The sequence below is a fragment of the Leclercia sp. Colony189 genome (assembly GCF_009740165.1).
In the GTDB taxonomy this organism is placed as follows: Bacteria; Pseudomonadota; Gammaproteobacteria; order Enterobacterales; family Enterobacteriaceae; genus Enterobacter.
The window spans coordinates 3,141,958-3,159,049 of sequence record NZ_CP046557.1 but is presented as its reverse complement, the minus strand read 5'-3'; the positions used below and the strand labels follow the sequence as shown (position 1 = coordinate 3,159,049).

Here is a 17,092-nt window from a genome sequence, read left to right as displayed (position 1 = left end):
ACTTTTGGACTACTTTTGAACGACGTTCAGAATGCCGTTGTCGCGCCCATGGGTTTTATTCCACGAGGCATCGGTCACGCCGTCCGCATCCAGTGAGATCGACAGGACGTAACCTGCGCCTCTGACTTCGTAGAAGTTAGCATTAAAGCGTTTCACCGTGGCTTTTTTGCCGTTGATGGTCGCCTGGGTAAAGCCGTTATTGATGCTGGCTTTGATACCGTTGGCGCTAAATGACGCTTCACGCAGCGGGTCGGCAACGTGTGCCGCCTGACCGTGTTGTACGGCTTCATGCGCATTCTCGAGGGCCTGTTTTTCCGCCGCGGCATTGATGGCGGCCTGACGGTTCTGGTCGGCAACGTAGCAGGCGTCGCGGCTTACGCCTTTGGCCTGACACTGCGCCAAGCGCTGCTCTTCTGAGACGCAGCCCGCAAGAAGCGTAGCCACTATCCCGACTAACAGAATCTTTTTCATACATTAACCTTAAATAAGTTGAGGAACCGATATTCCCCGGGGTTGATAAGTTCATTATTGTTGGTCTGGCCATTCTTTGCGTGCGTCTATAATAGAAACGCAGCGATGGCTCGGGATGACTATCGCGGAAGAGATGCGTTATCAGGTTGACGGAGATCACATTTAGCACGAATAGCTAAAAACTTGAGAGTTATCCTGGCTGAAGGTTATCCGGAGGTCAGAAAATGGTTTTGCAGATGTAAGCCGGGTGGTGACGGGAATGTAGTAAAGAGGGGCCAGAAAGGATCTTGCTATTGCCACACGCATCCTCTACGCTGCCTCCATTACAGTATGTAATTTGACTCGGGGTGCCCTTCCACGTGAAGGCTGAGAAATACCCGTACCACCTGATCTGGATAATGCCAGCGTAGGGAAGTCAGATGCCCTCCGGGCTATCGCTTCTTCGCGCAAGGCAGGAGCGATACCATGCAGCCTGACCTGCTTAATCTACACGCCTTACACCATTTCCGAACCCGTTCTCCGCTGACCCACTGCATGACCAACGACGTGGTGCAGACCTTTACCGCCAATGTCCTGCTGGCCCTTGGTGCATCACCGGCGATGGTGATTGAAGCCGAAGAGGCGGAACAATTCTCTGCGATTGCTGATGCCTTACTGATTAACGTCGGGACGTTAACCGCGCCCCGCGCCCAGGCGATGCGCCGGGCCATTGAAAGCGCGGTGGCGGCGGACAAGCCCTGGACGCTCGATCCGGTAGCCGTTGGCGCGCTGGCGTACCGCACCCGTTTTTGCCAGCAAATTCTCACCCTGAAACCGGCGGCCATTCGTGGCAATGCCTCGGAAATTCTCGCGCTCGCCGGGATGAGCGCGGGCGGGCGCGGGGTGGACACCACCGACACGGCGGCCAGCGCGCTGCCCGCTGCCCAGGCTCTGGCGCGGCAAACCAATGCGATTGTGGTGGTGACGGGGGAGGTGGATTACGTCACTGACGGACTGCGCACCCAGACCCTGACGGGGGGCGACCCGATGATGACCCGGGTGGTGGGCACCGGCTGTGCGCTATCGGCGGTGGTGGCGGCCAGCTGTTCGCTGCCGGGCGACCGGCTGGATAACATCGCGGCGGCCTGTGGCTGGATGAAACGGGCCGGTACCCTTGCGGCTGCTCAAAGCCGCGGGCCGGGCAGTTTTGCGGCAACGTTCCTTGATGCCCTGTGGGCACTGGGGGCACAGCGATGAAACGCATTAATGCCCTGACCATTGCCGGTACCGACCCCAGCGGCGGCGCTGGCATCCAGGCTGACCTGAAAACCTTCTCCGCGCTCGGCGCATACGGCTGCTCGGTGATCACCGCCCTGGTAGCCCAGAATACCCGTGGGGTGCAGTCGGTCTATCGCATTGAGCCTGATTTTGTAGCGGCGCAGCTGGAGTCGGTGTTCAGCGATGTACGCATCGACACCACCAAAATTGGCATGCTGGCGGAGGCCGATATCGTCGAGGCCGTCGCGGAGCAGCTCCTGCGTCATCAGGTGAAGAACGTGGTACTGGATACGGTGATGCTGGCGAAAAGTGGCGATCCGCTCCTTTCACCTTCCGCCGTCGATACGCTGCGTAAGAAACTGCTGCCGCAGGTGGCGCTCATTACCCCTAACTTACCCGAAGCCGCGGCGTTGCTGGATGCGCCCCATGCCCGCAATGAGCAGGAGATGAAAGCCCAGGGCGATGCCCTGCTGGCGATGGGGTGTGAAGCGGTGCTGATGAAGGGCGGGCATCTGGACGATCCTGAAAGCCCCGACTGGCTGTTCACCCGGGATGGAACCCTGCGTTTTGCCGCCCCGCGCATCAATACTAAAAATACCCACGGCACCGGCTGTACGCTCTCGGCCGCGCTGGCTGCGCTGCGCCCGCGGCATGATAGCTGGGCGGATACGGTGCGCGAGGCCAAAGCCTGGCTCTCCTGCGCGCTGGCAGAGGCGGACACGCTGGAAGTGGGGCAGGGCATTGGTCCGGTCCACCATTTCCATGCCTGGTGGTGAAGGTTAACGCCTATCGCTGGAAAATTCGCCACCCACAGACCAGGCTTAGGGAGCTCGCAATCCTGTGAGCCTGGAGAAAACATGCCGACAGCCCGTCGGCACTAAGGGGAGCAAAACTATGACTGATATTGCGCAGTTGCTTGGCAAAGATGCCGAAAGCCTGTTACAGCATCGTTGTATGACCATTCCAGCCGACCAGCTCTATCTGCCTGGCCACGACTACGTTGACCGCGTGATGGTCGACAACAACCGCCCGCCAGCGGTACTGCGAAATATGCAGACCCTGTATAACACCGGGCGTCTGGGGGGAACCGGCTATCTGTCGATCCTGCCGGTGGACCAGGGGGTGGAGCACTCGGCCGGGGCGTCGTTTGCCGCTAACCCGCTCTATTTCGATCCGAAGAATATCGTCGAGCTGGCGATCGAGGCGGGCTGTAACTGCGTGGCCTCCACCTATGGCGTGCTGGCCTCGGTCTCGCGACGTTATGCCCACCGCATCCCGTTCCTCGTCAAGCTCAACCACAACGAAACCCTGAGCTACCCTACCGAATATGATCAGACCCTGTATGCCAGCGTCGAGCAGGCGTTCAACATGGGTGCGGTAGCGGTAGGGGCGACCATCTATTTCGGCTCCGAGCAGTCGCGCCGCCAGATAGAAGAGATCTCCGCCGCCTTCGAGCGTGCCCATGAGCTGGGCATGGTGACGGTGCTGTGGGCCTATCTGCGTAACCCGGCCTTCAATAAAGACGGCACGGATTACCACGTCTCTGCCGATTTAACCGGGCAGGCCAACCATCTGGCGGCCACCATCGGGGCGGATATCGTTAAGCAGAAAATGGCCGAGAACAACGGCGGCTATACGGCGGTCAAGTTTGGCTATACCGACGATCGGGTCTACAGCAAACTGACCAGCGATAACCCCATCGACCTGGTGCGCTACCAGCTGGCGAACTGCTATATGGGCCGCGCGGGGCTGATCAACTCAGGCGGTGCGGCAGGAGGCGAGACCGATCTCACCGATGCGGTGCGCACGGCTGTGATCAATAAACGCGCGGGCGGTATGGGGCTGATCCTTGGCCGTAAGGCGTTTAAAAAATCGATGGCCGACGGCGTGAAGCTGATTAACGCCGTGCAGGACGTGTATCTGGATAAAAAAGTCACTATCGCCTAGCCATTCTGCCCCTCTTCCGTTGGAAGAGGGGCAGATGCCGGGCGGCACTTTATTTGCCCGGCCTACAGCGACGAGAACTGCTAACGAAACCTTGTTTCATTTCATTCAAATCACCCTTCCGATCCACTTCACATTTCCCCTCTCTTTTGTGAAAAGTATCACTCCCTCCCGTGCAGATGCACAAAAAATGGTCAGCGCTTAGCGGAATTTGTCTAAGGCAGTGGACGAATTTTGCGCTTAAAGTTAGTTTCGAAACAGCTTTTCAAAATGAAAGAACACGCTGAACCTACGCCGTTTTAAGGACAAAAAATGAAAATCGAATCTGTAAACGTCACCGTCTTTCAGTATCCCACCCGCCGGGTCTCTGACAGCGCCGGACATTCCCATCCGGGACCGGAAAGCCTGGCGAAAATGGCGATGCTGACCATTACCGCAGACGATGGCACCAAAGGGTACGCCTTTGCACCGCCGGAAGTGGTGCGCCCCTTTGTGGTCAATACCTTCTTCCGTAAGGTGCTGATCGGCCAGGATGCGTTTAATCGCGAAAAGATCTGGCAGGAGCTGGCGCACTGGCAGCGCGGCAGCGCTCATCAGCTGACCGAGCGCGCGCTGGGCTTTGTCGAGCAGGCGCTGTGGGATCTGATTGGCCGCAAGCTGAATATGCCGGTGTGGAAACTCCTCGGCGGCTATCGCGATAAAGTCCCCGCCTACGGCAGTACCATGTGCGGCGATGACCTGCCGGGCGGTCTCTCCACCCCGGAAGAGTACGCCAGCTTCGCGGAAAAACTGGTTGCCCGCGGCTACAAAGCGATCAAGCTCCACACCTGGATGCCGCCAGTCTCTTTCGCCCCCAACCCGAAGATGGATATCAAAGCCTGCGCCGCGGTGCGTGAAGCGGTCGGGCCGGATATCGACCTGATGATCGACGGCTACCACTGGTACAGCCGCGTGGAAGCACTGTGGATCGGTAAGGAGCTGGAAAAACTCAATTTCGCCTGGTTTGAAGAGCCGATGGAAGAGGAGAGCATGGCCTCCTATGCCTGGCTGGCGGAAAACCTCTCCATTCCGATTATCGGGCCGGAAAGCCTGGGCGGTAAACACCACAGCCGCGCCGACTGGGTTAGAGCCGGGGCGTGCGACATCCTGCGCGCCGGTGCCAATGGCGTGGGCGGCATTTCGCCAACCCTGAAAGTGGCCAACCTGGCCGAATCGTTTGGTATGGACTGCGAAGTGCACGGCAACGGCGCGGCGAGCCTGGCGGTGATTGGCGCGATCAAGAACTGCCGCTGGTACGAGCGCGGACTGCTGCACCCGTTCCTCGATTACGATGAGCCAGCTGCGTACCTGCACAGCCTGATCGACCCGATGGATGATGAGGGCATGGTCAGCCTGCCGACGCGTCCGGGACTCGGCGAAGAGATTAATTTTGCGTATATCGAAGCCAATACCGTCAGCCACGACTGATAAATAAAACTTCTACCCTACAAACGGTATACACAGATGAAGAAAAACTCCCTCACGAGGGCGTGTTTACTCGCGCTCTCGCTGATGATGGGGAGCGGTGCGGCGTACGCGAAAACGCCGCCCGATCAGCTCATCATCGGTATGAACATGAATAACCTGCTGACCCTCGATCCGGCCGCGATGACCGGCAACGAGGTGGTGGGCATTGTGGTCAATCTCTACGATTCGCTGGTGGAACTGGATCCTAACACGCTCACCAACGTCAAACCGGCGCTGGCGAAATCATGGGATATCTCGCCGGACGGCAAAACCCTGACCTTCCACCTGCGCGATAACGTCACCTTCCACTCCGGTAACCCGCTGACCGCCGAAGACGTGGTGTGGTCCATGCGCCGCCTGCTGCACCTGAACCTCGCTCAGGCCTCGGTATGGAAATCTTACGGTTTCAGTAAGAAGAACATCGACCAGCAGATTAAGGCCCTGGATGACTACACCGTACAGCTCACCTTGCCTAAGGCCAACGATCCGCAGCTGGTGATCTACTCCCTCGGGGCGCTGGGCAACCTTGGCGTGCTGGACCGCAAAACGGTGCTTAGCCACGAGGTGAACAACGACTGGGGCAACCGCTGGCTCACCACCAACGAAGCCGGATCCGGGCCGTTTATGCTGGAGACCTGGCAGGCAAAAGATGTGCTGCGCATGCAGCGCAATCCGCACTACTGGCGCGAAGAGCCGAATATGAACCGCGTGGTGTTGCGCCACTTCCAGGAGTCGCAAACCCTGCGCCTGATGGTGGAGAAAGGGGATCTGGATATCGCCAGCAACATGGCGGTGGCTGACATCAACGCCCTGCGCAAGGATCCGCAGCTCACTGTCGAAGCCGTGCAAAAGGGCACGGTCTACTACGTGGCGATGAGCATGAAGGAGAAACACTTCGCCAACCCGAAAGTGCGCGAGGCGGTGCGCTATCTCATTGACTATCAGGGTATCAACAAGGCGCTGATGCCGGGCTATGGCGTACTACACCAGCGGCCCATCAAAGCGGGAATGCCGTCGACGCTGCCTGATCCGGGCTACAAACTCGATATCCCGCGCGCCAGAAAGCTGCTGGCGGAGGCGGGCTATCCGGAAGGTTTTGACACCACCCTGCGGGTGCTGGCGGATCAGCCGTTCCTCAATATCGCCATCGCCGTACAGTCCACCCTGATGCAGGCGGGTATCAACGCCAAAATCATTACCGGCACCGGGAATCAGATCTACGGCGCGATGCGCGAGCGTAAGTTCGACATGCTGGTGGGGCGCGGCGGCAGCGGCGTGGAGCCGCACCCGCACTCCAGCCTGCGCGCGCTGGTCTATAACCCGGACAACAGCGATGAAGCCCGGTTGACTAACTTCCAGGGCTGGCGCACCAGTTTTTACGACAAAACGCTAAACGAGATGATCGATAAAGCGCTGCTGGAGCGCGATCCGCAAAAACAGATCGCCGACTATCAGCAGATTCAGGTGCGTTACGACCAGCTGATCCCGGCGCTGATCCCGCTCTCCCAGATGGTCGATTCGGTGGTGGTGCGTAACGAAGTCAAAAACTTCCAGTCGCATCCCTCCGCCACCACCTTCCTGCGGGAAGTCTACAAAACTGGAGGTGAAAAATGAGTGTTGCGATCCTCGCCCCAGGCTCCCGCACCCGGCGTTTTTCAAAACGCCTGACCCAGGTACTGGTGACCCTGTTCGGCCTGCTGGTGCTGACCTTTTTCATTGGCCGCGTCATGCCGGTCGACCCGGTGCTGGCCATTGTCGGCCCGGATGCGGACCACAGCACCTATCAGCAGGTCTATCAACAGCTGGGCTTCGATAAATCCCTGCTGACCCAGTTCGGGATCTACCTCAATAACCTGCTGCACGGCGATTTTGGCAATGCCCTGCTGACCGGCAAACCGGTGCTGGATGATATTCTGCGCGTCTTCCCGGCCACCCTGGAGCTGGCAACCATGGCGATTATTGTCGGCGCCGGTTTAGGGATCCCGCTTGGGGTGCTGGCGGCCGCGCGCCGTAACAGCGTCTCGGATTATGTGGTACGCATCATCAGCCTGGCCGGGTACTCCACGCCAATCTTCTGGGTGGGAATGATGGGGCTGCTGCTGTTCTACGCCTGGCTTGGCTGGGTAGGGGGCGCCGGACGGCTGGATTTAGGGCTGGATGGCCTGGTGCCGCGTCGCACCGGACTGATGACCGTCGATGCCCTGCTGGCGGGTAATAGCGCGGTCTTCTGGAACGCCATTAACCATCTGGTGCTGCCCGCCTCGCTGCTGGGCTTCCACTCCCTGGCTTACATTAGCCGCATGACCCGCAGCTTTATGCTGGCCCAGCTGTCGCAGGAGTTCATTATCACCGCCCGGGTAAAAGGCTTAACCGAGCGCCAGGTGATCTGGAACCATGCGTTTCGCAACATCCTCGTGCAGCTGCTGACGGTGGTGGCGCTGGCCTACGGCTCATTGCTGGAAGGGGCGGTGCTGATTGAAACCGTCTTCTCCTGGCCGGGCTTTGGCTCCTATCTCACCGGCAGCCTGCTGCTGGGGGATATGAATGCGGTGATGGGCTGCGTGCTGCTGGTGGGGATGATCTTCGTGATGCTCAATCTGCTCTCCGACATGCTGTATCAACTCTTTGACCCGAGGACGAAATCATGACCGTTTCTCTGGATACACCGCTGCGCGCTTCCCGCAGCGAAGGGCGCCAGCGTCTGGCGCGGATGGCCCGCCGCACCTTTGGGTTTGCCGGGCAGATGGCGCGTAACCCGCTGACGGCCATTGGCGGCGGCATTATTCTGCTGCTGTTGATCGTGGCGGCCTTCGCGCCCTGGATCGCCCCGTACAACCCGCTGGTGCAGGATCTCAACAACGCCCTGGTGGCGCCGAACGCGCAGCACTGGTTCGGCACTGACGAATTTGGCCGGGATATCTTCAGCCGCCTGGTCTACGGCTCGCGCATCACGCTCTATATCGTACTGCTGGTGTCGGTCACCGTTGGCCCGCTGGGGCTGCTGCTGGGTGTTACCGCCGGCTACTTTGGCGGCAAGGTGGATGCGGTCCTGATGCGCGTCACCGATATCTTTATCTCTTTCCCGAGCCTGGTGCTGGCGCTGGCGTTTGTCGCAGCGCTCGGCCCGGGGCTGGAACATGTGGTGATCGCCATTACGCTCACCGCCTGGCCGCCGATAGCCCGACTGGCTCGCGCTGAAACCCTGTCGTTACGCCAGGCCGACTTTATCTCCGCCGTGCGTCTGCAGGGGGCCTCCCCGGTACGGGTGCTGTGGCGCCACATCGTGCCGCTGTGCCTGCCGTCGGTGATTATCCGTATCACCATGAATATGGCCGGGATCATCCTGACCGCTGCCGGGCTGGGCTTCCTCGGCCTTGGCGCGCAGCCGCCGGAGCCGGAGTGGGGGGCGATGATCTCCAGCGGCCGCACCTACATGATGGAGTGCTGGTGGGTGGTGACAATTCCGGGGCTGGCGATCCTGATTAACAGCCTGGCGTTCAACTTCTTAGGAGATGGCTTACGTGACATCCTCGATCCTCGCAGCGCCTGATGCGCCGCTGCTCGACGTGCGCGATCTGCACGTCGATTTTATCAACGGACGCGCGGTCACCCACGCGGTGCGCGGCGTCTCCTTTCAGCTCGGGCGCGAGAAGCTGGCGATTGTCGGTGAGTCGGGCTCCGGGAAATCCACCGTCGGGCGGGCGCTGCTGCGCCTGCACCCGGCAAAGGCGCAGATCACTGCCACCCGAATGCAGTTTGGCGATGTCGATTTACGCAGCGTCAGCGAGGCGCAGATGCGCGGCATCCGCGGCAAGCGCATCTCGATGATCATGCAGGATCCGAAGTACTCCCTGAACCCGGTGGTCTGCGTTGGGGATCAGATTGCCGAGGCCTGGCTGACTCATCATCCTGGGCGTAAGGCCGAGGCGAAAGCCAAAGTGCTGGAGATGCTCGATGTAGTGCGCATTCGCCAGCCGGAGCGGGTCTATCAGCTCTATCCGCATGAGATCTCCGGCGGGCAGGGGCAGCGCATCATGATCGCCATGATGCTGATCACGGACCCGGAGCTGGTGATTGCCGATGAGCCGACGTCAGCGCTGGACGTCTCGGTGCGGCTACAGGTGCTGGGCCTGCTGGACGATTTAGTCCAGTCCCGCGGGCTGGGGCTGATCTTTATCAGTCACGATATCAACCTGGTGCGCAGCTTCTGTGACCGGGTGCTGGTGATGTACGCCGGGCGGGTGGTGGAGTCCATCGCCGCCCACGATCTGCACAACGCGAAGCACCCCTACACGCAGGGGTTGATCAATGCCCTGCCTGAGATGAATCACCGCCGTCCGGTGCTGCCGGTGTTGCAGCGCCAGGCCAGCTGGCTGACCGAATAAGGAGCGAAGATGATCGAGGTAAAAAACCTGAATCTGGCTTTTGGTGAAGGGGAAAAACGCAGCCAGGTTCTGTACGACGTCAATATCAGCGTGCAGCCAGGGGAGATTTATGGCCTGGTAGGGGAGTCGGGTTCCGGTAAAACCACGGTGTTAAAGTGCCTGGCAGGATTATTCACCCACTGGGAGGGGGCGCTGGCGATTAACGGCCAGGCGCTGGAGCGGCGCATCAGCCCGCAACGCTGCCGTCTGGTGCAGATGGTATTTCAGGACCCGTACGGTTCGCTGCACCCCCGGCACACCATCGGCGATATTCTGGAAGAGCCGCTGCAAATTCACGGCATCAACGACCGGGAGCGACGTATTCACGGCTTGCTGGACAAGGTTGGTCTCAATCGCGCTTTCCGCGACCGCTACCCGCATCAGCTCTCCGGCGGCCAGCGCCAGCGCGTGGCCATTGCCAGGGCACTGATCCTGGAGCCGCAGGTGCTGTTGCTGGATGAACCTACCTCAGCGCTGGACGTCTCGGTACAGGCAGAAATCTTAAACCTGTTGGCGGAACTGCAGCGCGAGTCGAAACTCACCTACCTGATGGTGACCCATGACCTGGGGGTGATCGCCCATCTCTGCCAGAAGGTGGCGGTGATGCAGTACGGCAAAATTCTGGAAACGCTGACGGTGGATGACCTGGTGGCGGGGCAGGCTAAAACCGATTACACCCGAATGCTGGTCAGCGCCAGCCAGCAGTACAGCCGCGAGATGGCGAGGGAGGTGGCGGTCTATTAGTGCGGTCTGTTTGCCGGGTGGCGGCTTCGCCTTACCCGGCCTACAAAACCCGTAGACTCGCGCAAGCGCAGCGCCGCCGGGCAACTCAGCGCAGAAGCGGACAGTCCGGCGGCAACCGACATTTGAGCGCCCCCGGCAAAAGGGCGATGTGGAAGTGGTCCCCGCTCAACGGCTCGCCATCCAGGTTAAAGGTCATGCCGTGCGGCGCCTGAATTTCGAACCACGCCGACTCGCCATCCACAAGATGCGGGCTCTCTTCCGCTTTGGTCAGAGTAGTGAACAGGGCAGGCAGCAGCTCATCGCCAGTGATGATACGCACCCCGAGCAGCCCGTCATTGATCAGCGCCTCCGGGCAAAGCTGCTGACCGCCGCCTGCCTGACGGCCATTGCCGATGCCAATCACCAGGGCGTTACCCTGCCAGTGGAAGTTCTCGCCGCGGATTTCGCACAGATCGGGTTTCAGGGTATCTAATCGCGCCAGACCATGGATCAGGTACGAGACCCCACCCAATGCCGCTTTCAGTTTTTCCGGGGTTTCGCTGGTAATACGGGTGCCAAATCCCCCCGTCGCCATATTGATAAAGCAGGTTTTGTCGTTGACCCGGGCAATATCTACCGCCGTGGCTTTTCCGGCGATAGCCAACTGCAGGGCTTTATCGAGCGCCTCCGGGATGCCTGCGCTGGTGGCAAAATCGTTCGCTGTGCCGAGGGGCAGTATACCCAGCGCGGGACGGTGATCGCCCTGCAGATTAATTAATGCGGACGCCACCTCGTTAATGGTGCCATCACCACCGCCCGCAATGACCGTCTCGACGCCAAGCGTGCGGGCTTCATTGATATAGCGTGCCGCGTCGCCTTTTTCCCAGGTGACGCGCACGTGGATTTGAACGCCTTCGTCGCGTAACAGTGTAACCGCCTCGCGCAAAAGATCGTTGCCCGCGCTTTTACCATTGAGAATTAATAAACTTGCCGGATAGGTCGCCATCCACGTTGCTCCTGTGCTGATCTTCAAGAAGTGTATCGCAGCGCGGAGAAAAGCGGGTAAGAAGAGGACGAAAGGCGAAAAATTAAATGAGTGGCGATCCTAAGTTTGCGCCACTCGGTCAGGATATTAAGACGTTATCGCGCCATAGGGACATAATGCAAAGACGCAGTCGCGACGATGCATACAGCGGGTGATCAGCGCCCCCTCATTGCCAGGGCAGCCGGAACTTTTCAGAAATGATGACCAAAGCGTGGGGTTATAAGGGAATGTACGAAGAATGTTTAGTGCTCTGATTTTACCGTCGATAACAATACCGAAGGGACTTGTCACAAGGACCGAGCCGACGCTGATAAAATAATCTCCCTTGTACCAGATTATCAGCCTGAGATTTTTAACGGTGAGTACATGTATAAAAATTGTTCCAGTACGAGGGCAAACCATCCTTTTTTCAACCACCCAGTACATATTTCCTCCTTCTCCTTAAGTGAAATTTCCTTCATAAGAAGAATAGCATCAGACATGTTTATGAATAACCTGACTTTAATAAATTGATAAATTAAGTCACTTCCCGGCGAAAAAAGAAAGAAATTTACGTTAAGGGCGGGCTTTGAGGTCGTTACGATACTGGGTAGAAAAAAGAAGGGGTTTTTAGACAAAAAAATTAGCCTGCGTAAGGGAGATTACTCAGGCTAAGGAGGTGGTTCCTGGTACAGCTAGCATTTATGGGTTATGTTTTTCAGCGTTGGCAATAATACCCTCATCAAACGCAGCGGTATGTGATCGAATTCTAAGAATCATCTCATACCAAAAAATAACCCGCTTTCATTACTTAACGTGCGGCGCCTGGGTATTTTCGCCGTTAAAATTACGCATCAGTAACGCATAATCCAGGGCAATCTCTTCCGGGACCGGCAGCCAGACGGTATGTCCATCTCCCGGTGCGACGGTGACCGACTCGCCTTTGCCATTCACCATATGCTCCAGGGTAAAGTTGATATTGCCCTGCGGGGTCATCAACTCCAGGCTGTTGCCTACGAGGAACTTGTTTTTAACCGCCACCGCCGCAAGGTTGCCCTTGCGCTCGCCGGTGAACTCGCCGACAAACTGCTGGCGTTCAGAAACCGAGTGGCCATATTCATAGTTCTGGTAATCGTCATGGGTATGGCGTCGCAGGAAGCCTTCGGTATAACCGCGGTGCGCCAGCCCTTCCAGCGTTTGCAACAGGGTACTGTCGAACGGTTTACCTGCAGCCGCATCGTCAATCGCCTGGCGATAAACCTGGGCGGTACGCGCGCAGTAGTAATAGGACTTGGTGCGGCCTTCGATTTTAAGGGAGTGCACACCCATCTGGGTGAGGCGCTCCACGTGGGCAATGGCACGCAGATCTTTGGAGTTCATAATATAGGTGCCGTGCTCGTCTTCGAACGCGGTCATGTATTCACCCGGGCGCTGGGCCTCTTCAATCATAAACACGCTGTCGGTCGGAGCCCCGATACCCAGCGTCGGTTCAATATTTTGCACCGGAATAGGCTCGTGCTTATGCACGATATTGCCTACCTCATCCTGCTTGCCTTCCTGAACGTTATACTCCCAGCGGCAGGCGTTGGTGCAGGTGCCCTGGTTCGGGTCACGCTTGTTGATATACCCGGAGAGCAGGCAGCGGCCAGAGTAGGCCATGCACAACGCGCCGTGAACGAATATCTCCAGCTCCATGTCTGGCACCTGGGTGCGGATCTCTTCGATCTCTTCCAGCGACAGCTCGCGGGACAATATCACGCGGGTCAGCCCCATCTGCTTCCAGAATTTCACCGTCGCCCAGTTTACGGCGTTGGCCTGTACCGAGAGATGAATGTCCATCTCCGGGAAGTGCTCCCGCACCAGCATGATCAAACCCGGGTCCGACATGATCAACGCGTCTGGCCCCATCTCCACCACCGGCTTCAGGTCACGGATAAACGTTTTCAGCTTGGCGTTATGCGGCGCGATGTTGACCACCACGTAGAATTTTTTACCCTGCGCGTGGGCTTCGTTGATGCCGAGCTGCAGATTCTCATGGTTAAATTCATTATTACGCACGCGCAGGGAGTAGCGCGGCTGGCCCGCATAAACGGCATCGGCGCCGTAGGCGAAAGCGTAACGCATATTTTTCAGCGTTCCCGCCGGGGAGAGGAGTTCCGGTTTAAACATGTTCGTTCTCGTTCTGATGACAGGTCAGATGCGCGCACAAGGTGGGCGCCGGGAGGAGATCCCATACATTAAGGGCGGGCATTGTAGCGCTGCGGGAAGGGGAGGTAAACCATTGAGTGAGTAAACGCCGACGGCAGGACAGTACCGTCGGCATCAGCTCAGGCGTGGGGAATCAGAGGTCGTCCTGGGTGTGATCGACAATGATTTCCAGGGTCTTACGAATGACATCGGCACGGACAACGTCGCGCGTCGATTCAATTTCGCGGATCAAACGTAAAATAATCGCTTTGTTAGTCAGCGGTTCCTTCGCATCCAGAATGGCACCCGTTACAGTCTGAAGCAGCGCCCACTCTTCGGCCAGCAAACCGCCAGCACTGCGAAAGTAGTTGGACAATGCAGCATTGGGCAGTTCGTCGTAAAAATCATTATTCTGGAGCATAGCCTGGCTCATAGTGTCACACCGGTTCAGTTATATAAGTTAATTATGCAGTTAATGCTTATTTCTGTTGGCTTGCGGGCTATTGCCAAACAGAGGATAGACATTGCTGCTGCTGTGTCGACCATCCGTGTCCCACGCCTGTTGTTCACTTTGGTTATTACGCCGGGCGCTCCCTTTTCCATCATTGGAAATTTCCAGAATAATTTGGGAAAGCGCATTCCGGCGCTGCCCGTCCTGCTCTACCGATAACATCTGCTGCAGCCTCTCCAGCAACAGCTTCATGCTGATGGGGCCATTATCTTTCAGTAAAGAAAACGTGGCTTCGCCAATAAGTTCATCAGTCAGTCGTTCATGGTCACTTCTGTTCATAACTACGTCTCTGTCGCCGCATCTTCCTGCCAGGAGAGAAGCGGCATAAAGTCAGTCTGTGGCGACAGTATAAAAAAACTGTTGCAAAGAAAAAACTGACTCAAAAAACAAGGTAATCAGCTGCTGTGGCGTATCGCTTAACGTTCAAACAGCAGGCCAACCAGAGTTTGATATCGGCTCTCCTCTTCCCGATCCGACGCCTGTTCCATGCGGTGAAGAAGACGGGTACAAATCGCCTTTCGGTTAAGGATTTTTCCTTCCCGTAGAATTTCAACCACAATTTGACCCAGCGTCTCCTGCTGGGAGGGCTGGTTTGCTTTGTTAAAGTACTGGGCAATGGCATTGGCTGTGTTCGGTGTGTACCCGTTCTCGCGCATATGTCACTCCTGAATTCCGCTGTATTTAAATGGTTAATATCTTGTTAACTGGTAAATACTGTACATACTAATTGTACAAGTTAACAAATATATTTTGATCAATACGTGCTAAGTGTTTCTATTCAACATCTTAAAAAATACAAATTGTGTAAAACAGTCTAAAAAGATTGTACATTGTCGACGATTTTCGTCATTAAGGCGGGTACAGGTGACGGGCTATTTTCCCGTCTGGGCAGGCTGCCAAGACGTGCAGCCAACCATCTGATACTGTGGACTTTCATTCACCTCCTCTTATTGGAAACCCGATGCTCACTACCATCATTTACCGTAGTCATTTTCGTGACGACGTACCGGTTACCGTGCTGGAAGACATGGTTGTTGCAGCGAATGTAAAAAACAGAGAGGCCGGCGTAAGCGGCATTCTCCTGTTTACCGGCAAGCTCTTTTTTCAGCTGCTCGAAGGACCTGAGGAGAAGGTAAGAGCCATTTACCGCGCGATCTGTGAAGACCCGCGTCACCACAACGTGGTGGAACTGTTGTGCGATTACTCCCGCGCCCGACGCTTCGGCAAGTACGGCATGGAACTCTTCGATCTGCGCCACTATGACCGTCACGAGGTGATGCAAAACGTGCTGGATAAGGGCACCACAAAGTACCAGATGACCTATAACGACAGGGCGCTGCAGTTCTTCAGAACCTTCGTCGAGGAGAGTGAGAAAGAGAACTACTTTGAGCTGCCGTCAGGGGATCATTGGGTATTTGTCCCGGATAATGACGCTCCCAGCGTACGCGCGCTGCAGGGGCGTTTAAGCAATACGTGCAACTTCGCGTTCCAGCCGATTATCGACCCGCTGGCCCGTGAAATTGTCTCCTTCGAAGCCCTGATCCGCACCCCGGACGGGGAGTCTGCCCAGCACTGGTTTGAGGGGCTCGAAGGGGATGCTGTCTACGAAGCTGACCTCAAAAGCAAGAGCGTTGCTTTCGCGATGGCAAGCGAGTTGGGGCTGGGGGAACAGAGCCTGTCAGTGAACCTTTTACCGATGACGCTGGTCAATGTTCCCAATGCGGTCAACTATCTGCTCCAGGAGATAGAAGCTAACGGGCTGGTAGCCGAGCAGATTGTGGTAGAGTTTACCGAGCACGAGGTTATCTCCCGTCTGGACGAGTTCACCGGCGCGGTACGTGAGCTAAAAGCCGCAGGTATCGGCGTGGCGATCGATCACTTCGGTGGCGGGTTTGCCGGCTTATTGCTGCTGGCGCAGTTCCAGCCAGACAGAATTAAGATCAACCGGGACCTGATCCGCGACGTGCACAAGAGTGGTCCAAGGCAGGCGATTGTGCTCGCCATCATCAAATGTTGTACAGCTTTGGAAATATTGATCTCCGCGGTGGGCATTGAGCAGCCAGAAGAGTGGATGTGGCTCGAATCTGCCGGCGTTTCGCAGTTCCAGGGGCACCTGTTTGCCCACCCTGAACTGGCCGGCATCCCGCCAGTTTCGTGGCCTGAGCCGCGCGAGGAAGTCGTGCGCTAACCTTCGCCGGGCAGTGTTACAATTCTGTTGTACAATATAACGAGTTGTACAGCCCGGCGAGATTCGTTACCTTGAACAATGAATATATCGATCAGTCATGAGGAATCGATGGCCTTTTACAGTATTGGCGATGTGGCAGAACGTTGCGGCATCAACCCCGTCACCCTGCGTGCATGGCAGCGTCGGTATGGCCTGCTAAAACCGCAGCGCAGTGAAGGCGGACATCGACAATTTGATGATGACGACCTCCAGCGCATTGAGGAGATCAAGCGCTGGATTGAGCGTGGCGTACCGGTTGGTAAGGTAAAAGCCCTGCTTGACGGGGATAAAGCCCCCGAGCCGGGAGACTGGCGCGTGCTGCGGGAAGAGATGATTGCCACCCTGAGGCAGGTCAACCCGGCAAAATCCCGCGCGCAGATCGCGATTTTCTGCCAGCACCACTCCGTGGATGCGCTGGTAGACCATGTATTTATTCCCGTGCGGGCCACTCTCCGTCTCGATCACGCCACCGCGCGGGCGATGGGCAGCCTGCTGGACGGTATTCTGATCGAGCAGGCGGTCACCAGCCTGACGGAGTCGCGTGCGAAAGCAGGCAGGGATGCGTTACTGATAGGCTGGGGTATTGAGGACCGAACCCGCCTGTGGCTGGAAGCGTGGCGCCTTTCGCATCGGGGCTGGCGCATCAACGTATTTGCTGAACCTCTGGCGTTACCCCATCCGGAGTTCTTCCCGGGCCAACATATTCTCGTCTGGGCAGGCGAGACATTATCAGACGAACAGCGCCAGCAGCTGGAGCACTGGCAAAATCAGGGGTATGTCATTACGGCACACGGGGCGGCTGACGCCGTCTGATGCCA

Annotated in this window: 17 protein-coding genes and 1 riboswitch; of the genes, 11 read left to right on the top strand and 6 right to left on the bottom strand. The window is 57.3% G+C overall.

Features of this window, described 5'->3' with window-relative positions; translation table 11 throughout:
* Positions 1-9: 9 nt before the first annotated feature.
* Positions 10-471, bottom strand: coding sequence for a hypothetical protein (locus GNG29_RS15140; RefSeq protein ID WP_103180263.1), 462 nt, complete (start codon positions 469-471; stop codon positions 10-12).
* Between the two features lie 333 nt (positions 472-804).
* Positions 805-901: riboswitch (TPP riboswitch) on the top strand.
* Positions 902-936: 35 nt separating this feature from the next.
* Between GNG29_RS15140 and thiM the strand changes: the two genes are divergently transcribed.
* The 9 genes from thiM (at position 937) to GNG29_RS15095 (ending at position 10,346) form a co-directional block, all read left to right on the top strand.
* On the top strand, positions 937-1,707 hold the full coding sequence (gene thiM, locus GNG29_RS15135; protein WP_103180256.1) for a hydroxyethylthiazole kinase: 771 nt from the start codon (positions 937-939) through the stop codon (positions 1,705-1,707).
* Positions 1,704-2,504, top strand: coding sequence for a bifunctional hydroxymethylpyrimidine kinase/phosphomethylpyrimidine kinase (thiD, locus tag GNG29_RS15130; protein WP_156654883.1), 801 nt, complete (start codon positions 1,704-1,706; stop codon positions 2,502-2,504). Before thiM ends, thiD begins: the two co-directional genes overlap by 4 nt.
* Before the next feature lie 118 nt (positions 2,505-2,622).
* Positions 2,623-3,675: a class I fructose-bisphosphate aldolase gene (gene fbaB, locus GNG29_RS15125; RefSeq protein ID WP_103180254.1), complete on the top strand. Its 1,053-nt coding sequence runs from the start codon at positions 2,623-2,625 to the stop codon at positions 3,673-3,675.
* A gap of 309 nt (positions 3,676-3,984) precedes the next feature.
* Entirely contained in the window at positions 3,985-5,139 is a 1,155-nt protein-coding gene (locus GNG29_RS15120; RefSeq protein ID WP_156654882.1) for a mandelate racemase family protein, read from the top strand.
* Positions 5,140-5,175: 36 nt separating this feature from the next.
* Positions 5,176-6,792: an ABC transporter substrate-binding protein gene (locus GNG29_RS15115; RefSeq protein WP_103180252.1), complete on the top strand. Its 1,617-nt coding sequence runs from the start codon at positions 5,176-5,178 to the stop codon at positions 6,790-6,792.
* Positions 6,789-7,826: an ABC transporter permease gene (locus GNG29_RS15110; RefSeq protein ID WP_103180251.1), complete on the top strand. Its 1,038-nt coding sequence runs from the start codon at positions 6,789-6,791 to the stop codon at positions 7,824-7,826. The genes GNG29_RS15115 and GNG29_RS15110 overlap by 4 nt, the downstream gene beginning before the upstream one ends.
* The gene (locus tag GNG29_RS15105) at positions 7,823-8,728 is read left to right on the top strand and encodes an ABC transporter permease (protein ID WP_103180250.1); all 906 of its coding nucleotides are present in this window, start codon (positions 7,823-7,825) and stop codon (positions 8,726-8,728) included. Before GNG29_RS15110 ends, GNG29_RS15105 begins: the two co-directional genes overlap by 4 nt.
* Positions 8,700-9,563 (top strand): ABC transporter ATP-binding protein, encoded by an 864-nt coding sequence (locus GNG29_RS15100; protein ID WP_103181111.1) that lies wholly within the window; start codon positions 8,700-8,702, stop codon positions 9,561-9,563. Before GNG29_RS15105 ends, GNG29_RS15100 begins: the two co-directional genes overlap by 29 nt.
* Before the next feature lie 9 nt (positions 9,564-9,572).
* On the top strand, positions 9,573-10,346 hold the full coding sequence (locus GNG29_RS15095; RefSeq protein WP_103180249.1) for an ABC transporter ATP-binding protein: 774 nt from the start codon (positions 9,573-9,575) through the stop codon (positions 10,344-10,346).
* A gap of 85 nt (positions 10,347-10,431) precedes the next feature.
* On the opposite strand, the gene yegS is transcribed toward GNG29_RS15095, so the two are convergent.
* From yegS to ycgZ, 5 genes are all read right to left on the bottom strand, one after another.
* Positions 10,432-11,331, bottom strand: a complete 900-nt coding sequence (yegS, locus tag GNG29_RS15090; protein WP_103180248.1) for a lipid kinase YegS — start codon at positions 11,329-11,331, stop codon at positions 10,432-10,434.
* A gap of 825 nt (positions 11,332-12,156) precedes the next feature.
* Positions 12,157-13,518, bottom strand: coding sequence for a tRNA 5-hydroxyuridine modification protein YegQ (gene yegQ, locus GNG29_RS15085; protein WP_103180245.1), 1,362 nt, complete (start codon positions 13,516-13,518; stop codon positions 12,157-12,159).
* Between the two features lie 172 nt (positions 13,519-13,690).
* Positions 13,691-13,969 (bottom strand): biofilm development regulator YmgB/AriR family protein, encoded by a 279-nt coding sequence (locus tag GNG29_RS15080; RefSeq protein WP_103180244.1) that lies wholly within the window; start codon positions 13,967-13,969, stop codon positions 13,691-13,693.
* Between the two features lie 39 nt (positions 13,970-14,008).
* On the bottom strand, positions 14,009-14,326 hold the full coding sequence (locus GNG29_RS15075; protein ID WP_156654881.1) for a hypothetical protein: 318 nt from the start codon (positions 14,324-14,326) through the stop codon (positions 14,009-14,011).
* Positions 14,327-14,463: 137 nt separating this feature from the next.
* Positions 14,464-14,703 (bottom strand): regulatory protein YcgZ, encoded by a 240-nt coding sequence (ycgZ, locus tag GNG29_RS15070; protein WP_103180242.1) that lies wholly within the window; start codon positions 14,701-14,703, stop codon positions 14,464-14,466.
* A 305-nt stretch (positions 14,704-15,008) separates the two neighbouring features.
* Here ycgZ and GNG29_RS15065 point away from each other — a divergent pair, with 305 nt between their 5' ends.
* Positions 15,009-16,235 (top strand): diguanylate phosphodiesterase, encoded by a 1,227-nt coding sequence (locus GNG29_RS15065; protein ID WP_103180241.1) that lies wholly within the window; start codon positions 15,009-15,011, stop codon positions 16,233-16,235.
* A gap of 108 nt (positions 16,236-16,343) precedes the next feature.
* Positions 16,344-17,087 (top strand): MerR family transcriptional regulator, encoded by a 744-nt coding sequence (locus GNG29_RS15060; RefSeq protein WP_103180240.1) that lies wholly within the window; start codon positions 16,344-16,346, stop codon positions 17,085-17,087.
* Positions 17,088-17,092: the final 5 nt, after the last annotated feature.

Bases quoted from the DNA above. Each gene is read 5' to 3' on its own strand.
- GNG29_RS15115 (WP_103180252.1), top strand. From the start codon at position 5,176: ATGAAGAAAAACTCCCTCACGAGGGCGTGTTTACTCGCGCTCTCGCTG.
- fbaB (WP_103180254.1), top strand. From the start codon at position 2,623: ATGACTGATATTGCGCAGTTGCTTGGCAAAGATGCCGAAAGCCTGTTA.
- GNG29_RS15120 (WP_156654882.1), top strand. From the start codon at position 3,985: ATGAAAATCGAATCTGTAAACGTCACCGTCTTTCAGTATCCCACCCGC.
- GNG29_RS15095 (WP_103180249.1), top strand. From the start codon at position 9,573: ATGATCGAGGTAAAAAACCTGAATCTGGCTTTTGGTGAAGGGGAAAAA.
- ycgZ (WP_103180242.1), bottom strand. From the start codon at position 14,703: ATGCGCGAGAACGGGTACACACCGAACACAGCCAATGCCATTGCCCAG.
- GNG29_RS15065 (WP_103180241.1), top strand. From the start codon at position 15,009: ATGCTCACTACCATCATTTACCGTAGTCATTTTCGTGACGACGTACCG.
- GNG29_RS15060 (WP_103180240.1), top strand. From the start codon at position 16,344: ATGGCCTTTTACAGTATTGGCGATGTGGCAGAACGTTGCGGCATCAAC.
- GNG29_RS15075 (WP_156654881.1), bottom strand. From the start codon at position 14,326: ATGAACAGAAGTGACCATGAACGACTGACTGATGAACTTATTGGCGAA.
- GNG29_RS15140 (WP_103180263.1), bottom strand. From the start codon at position 471: ATGAAAAAGATTCTGTTAGTCGGGATAGTGGCTACGCTTCTTGCGGGC.
- GNG29_RS15105 (WP_103180250.1), top strand. From the start codon at position 7,823: ATGACCGTTTCTCTGGATACACCGCTGCGCGCTTCCCGCAGCGAAGGG.
- GNG29_RS15110 (WP_103180251.1), top strand. From the start codon at position 6,789: ATGAGTGTTGCGATCCTCGCCCCAGGCTCCCGCACCCGGCGTTTTTCA.
- thiM (WP_103180256.1), top strand. From the start codon at position 937: ATGCAGCCTGACCTGCTTAATCTACACGCCTTACACCATTTCCGAACC.
- GNG29_RS15080 (WP_103180244.1), bottom strand. From the start codon at position 13,969: ATGAGCCAGGCTATGCTCCAGAATAATGATTTTTACGACGAACTGCCC.
- yegS (WP_103180248.1), bottom strand. From the start codon at position 11,331: ATGGCGACCTATCCGGCAAGTTTATTAATTCTCAATGGTAAAAGCGCG.
- thiD (WP_156654883.1), top strand. From the start codon at position 1,704: ATGAAACGCATTAATGCCCTGACCATTGCCGGTACCGACCCCAGCGGC.
- yegQ (WP_103180245.1), bottom strand. From the start codon at position 13,518: ATGTTTAAACCGGAACTCCTCTCCCCGGCGGGAACGCTGAAAAATATG.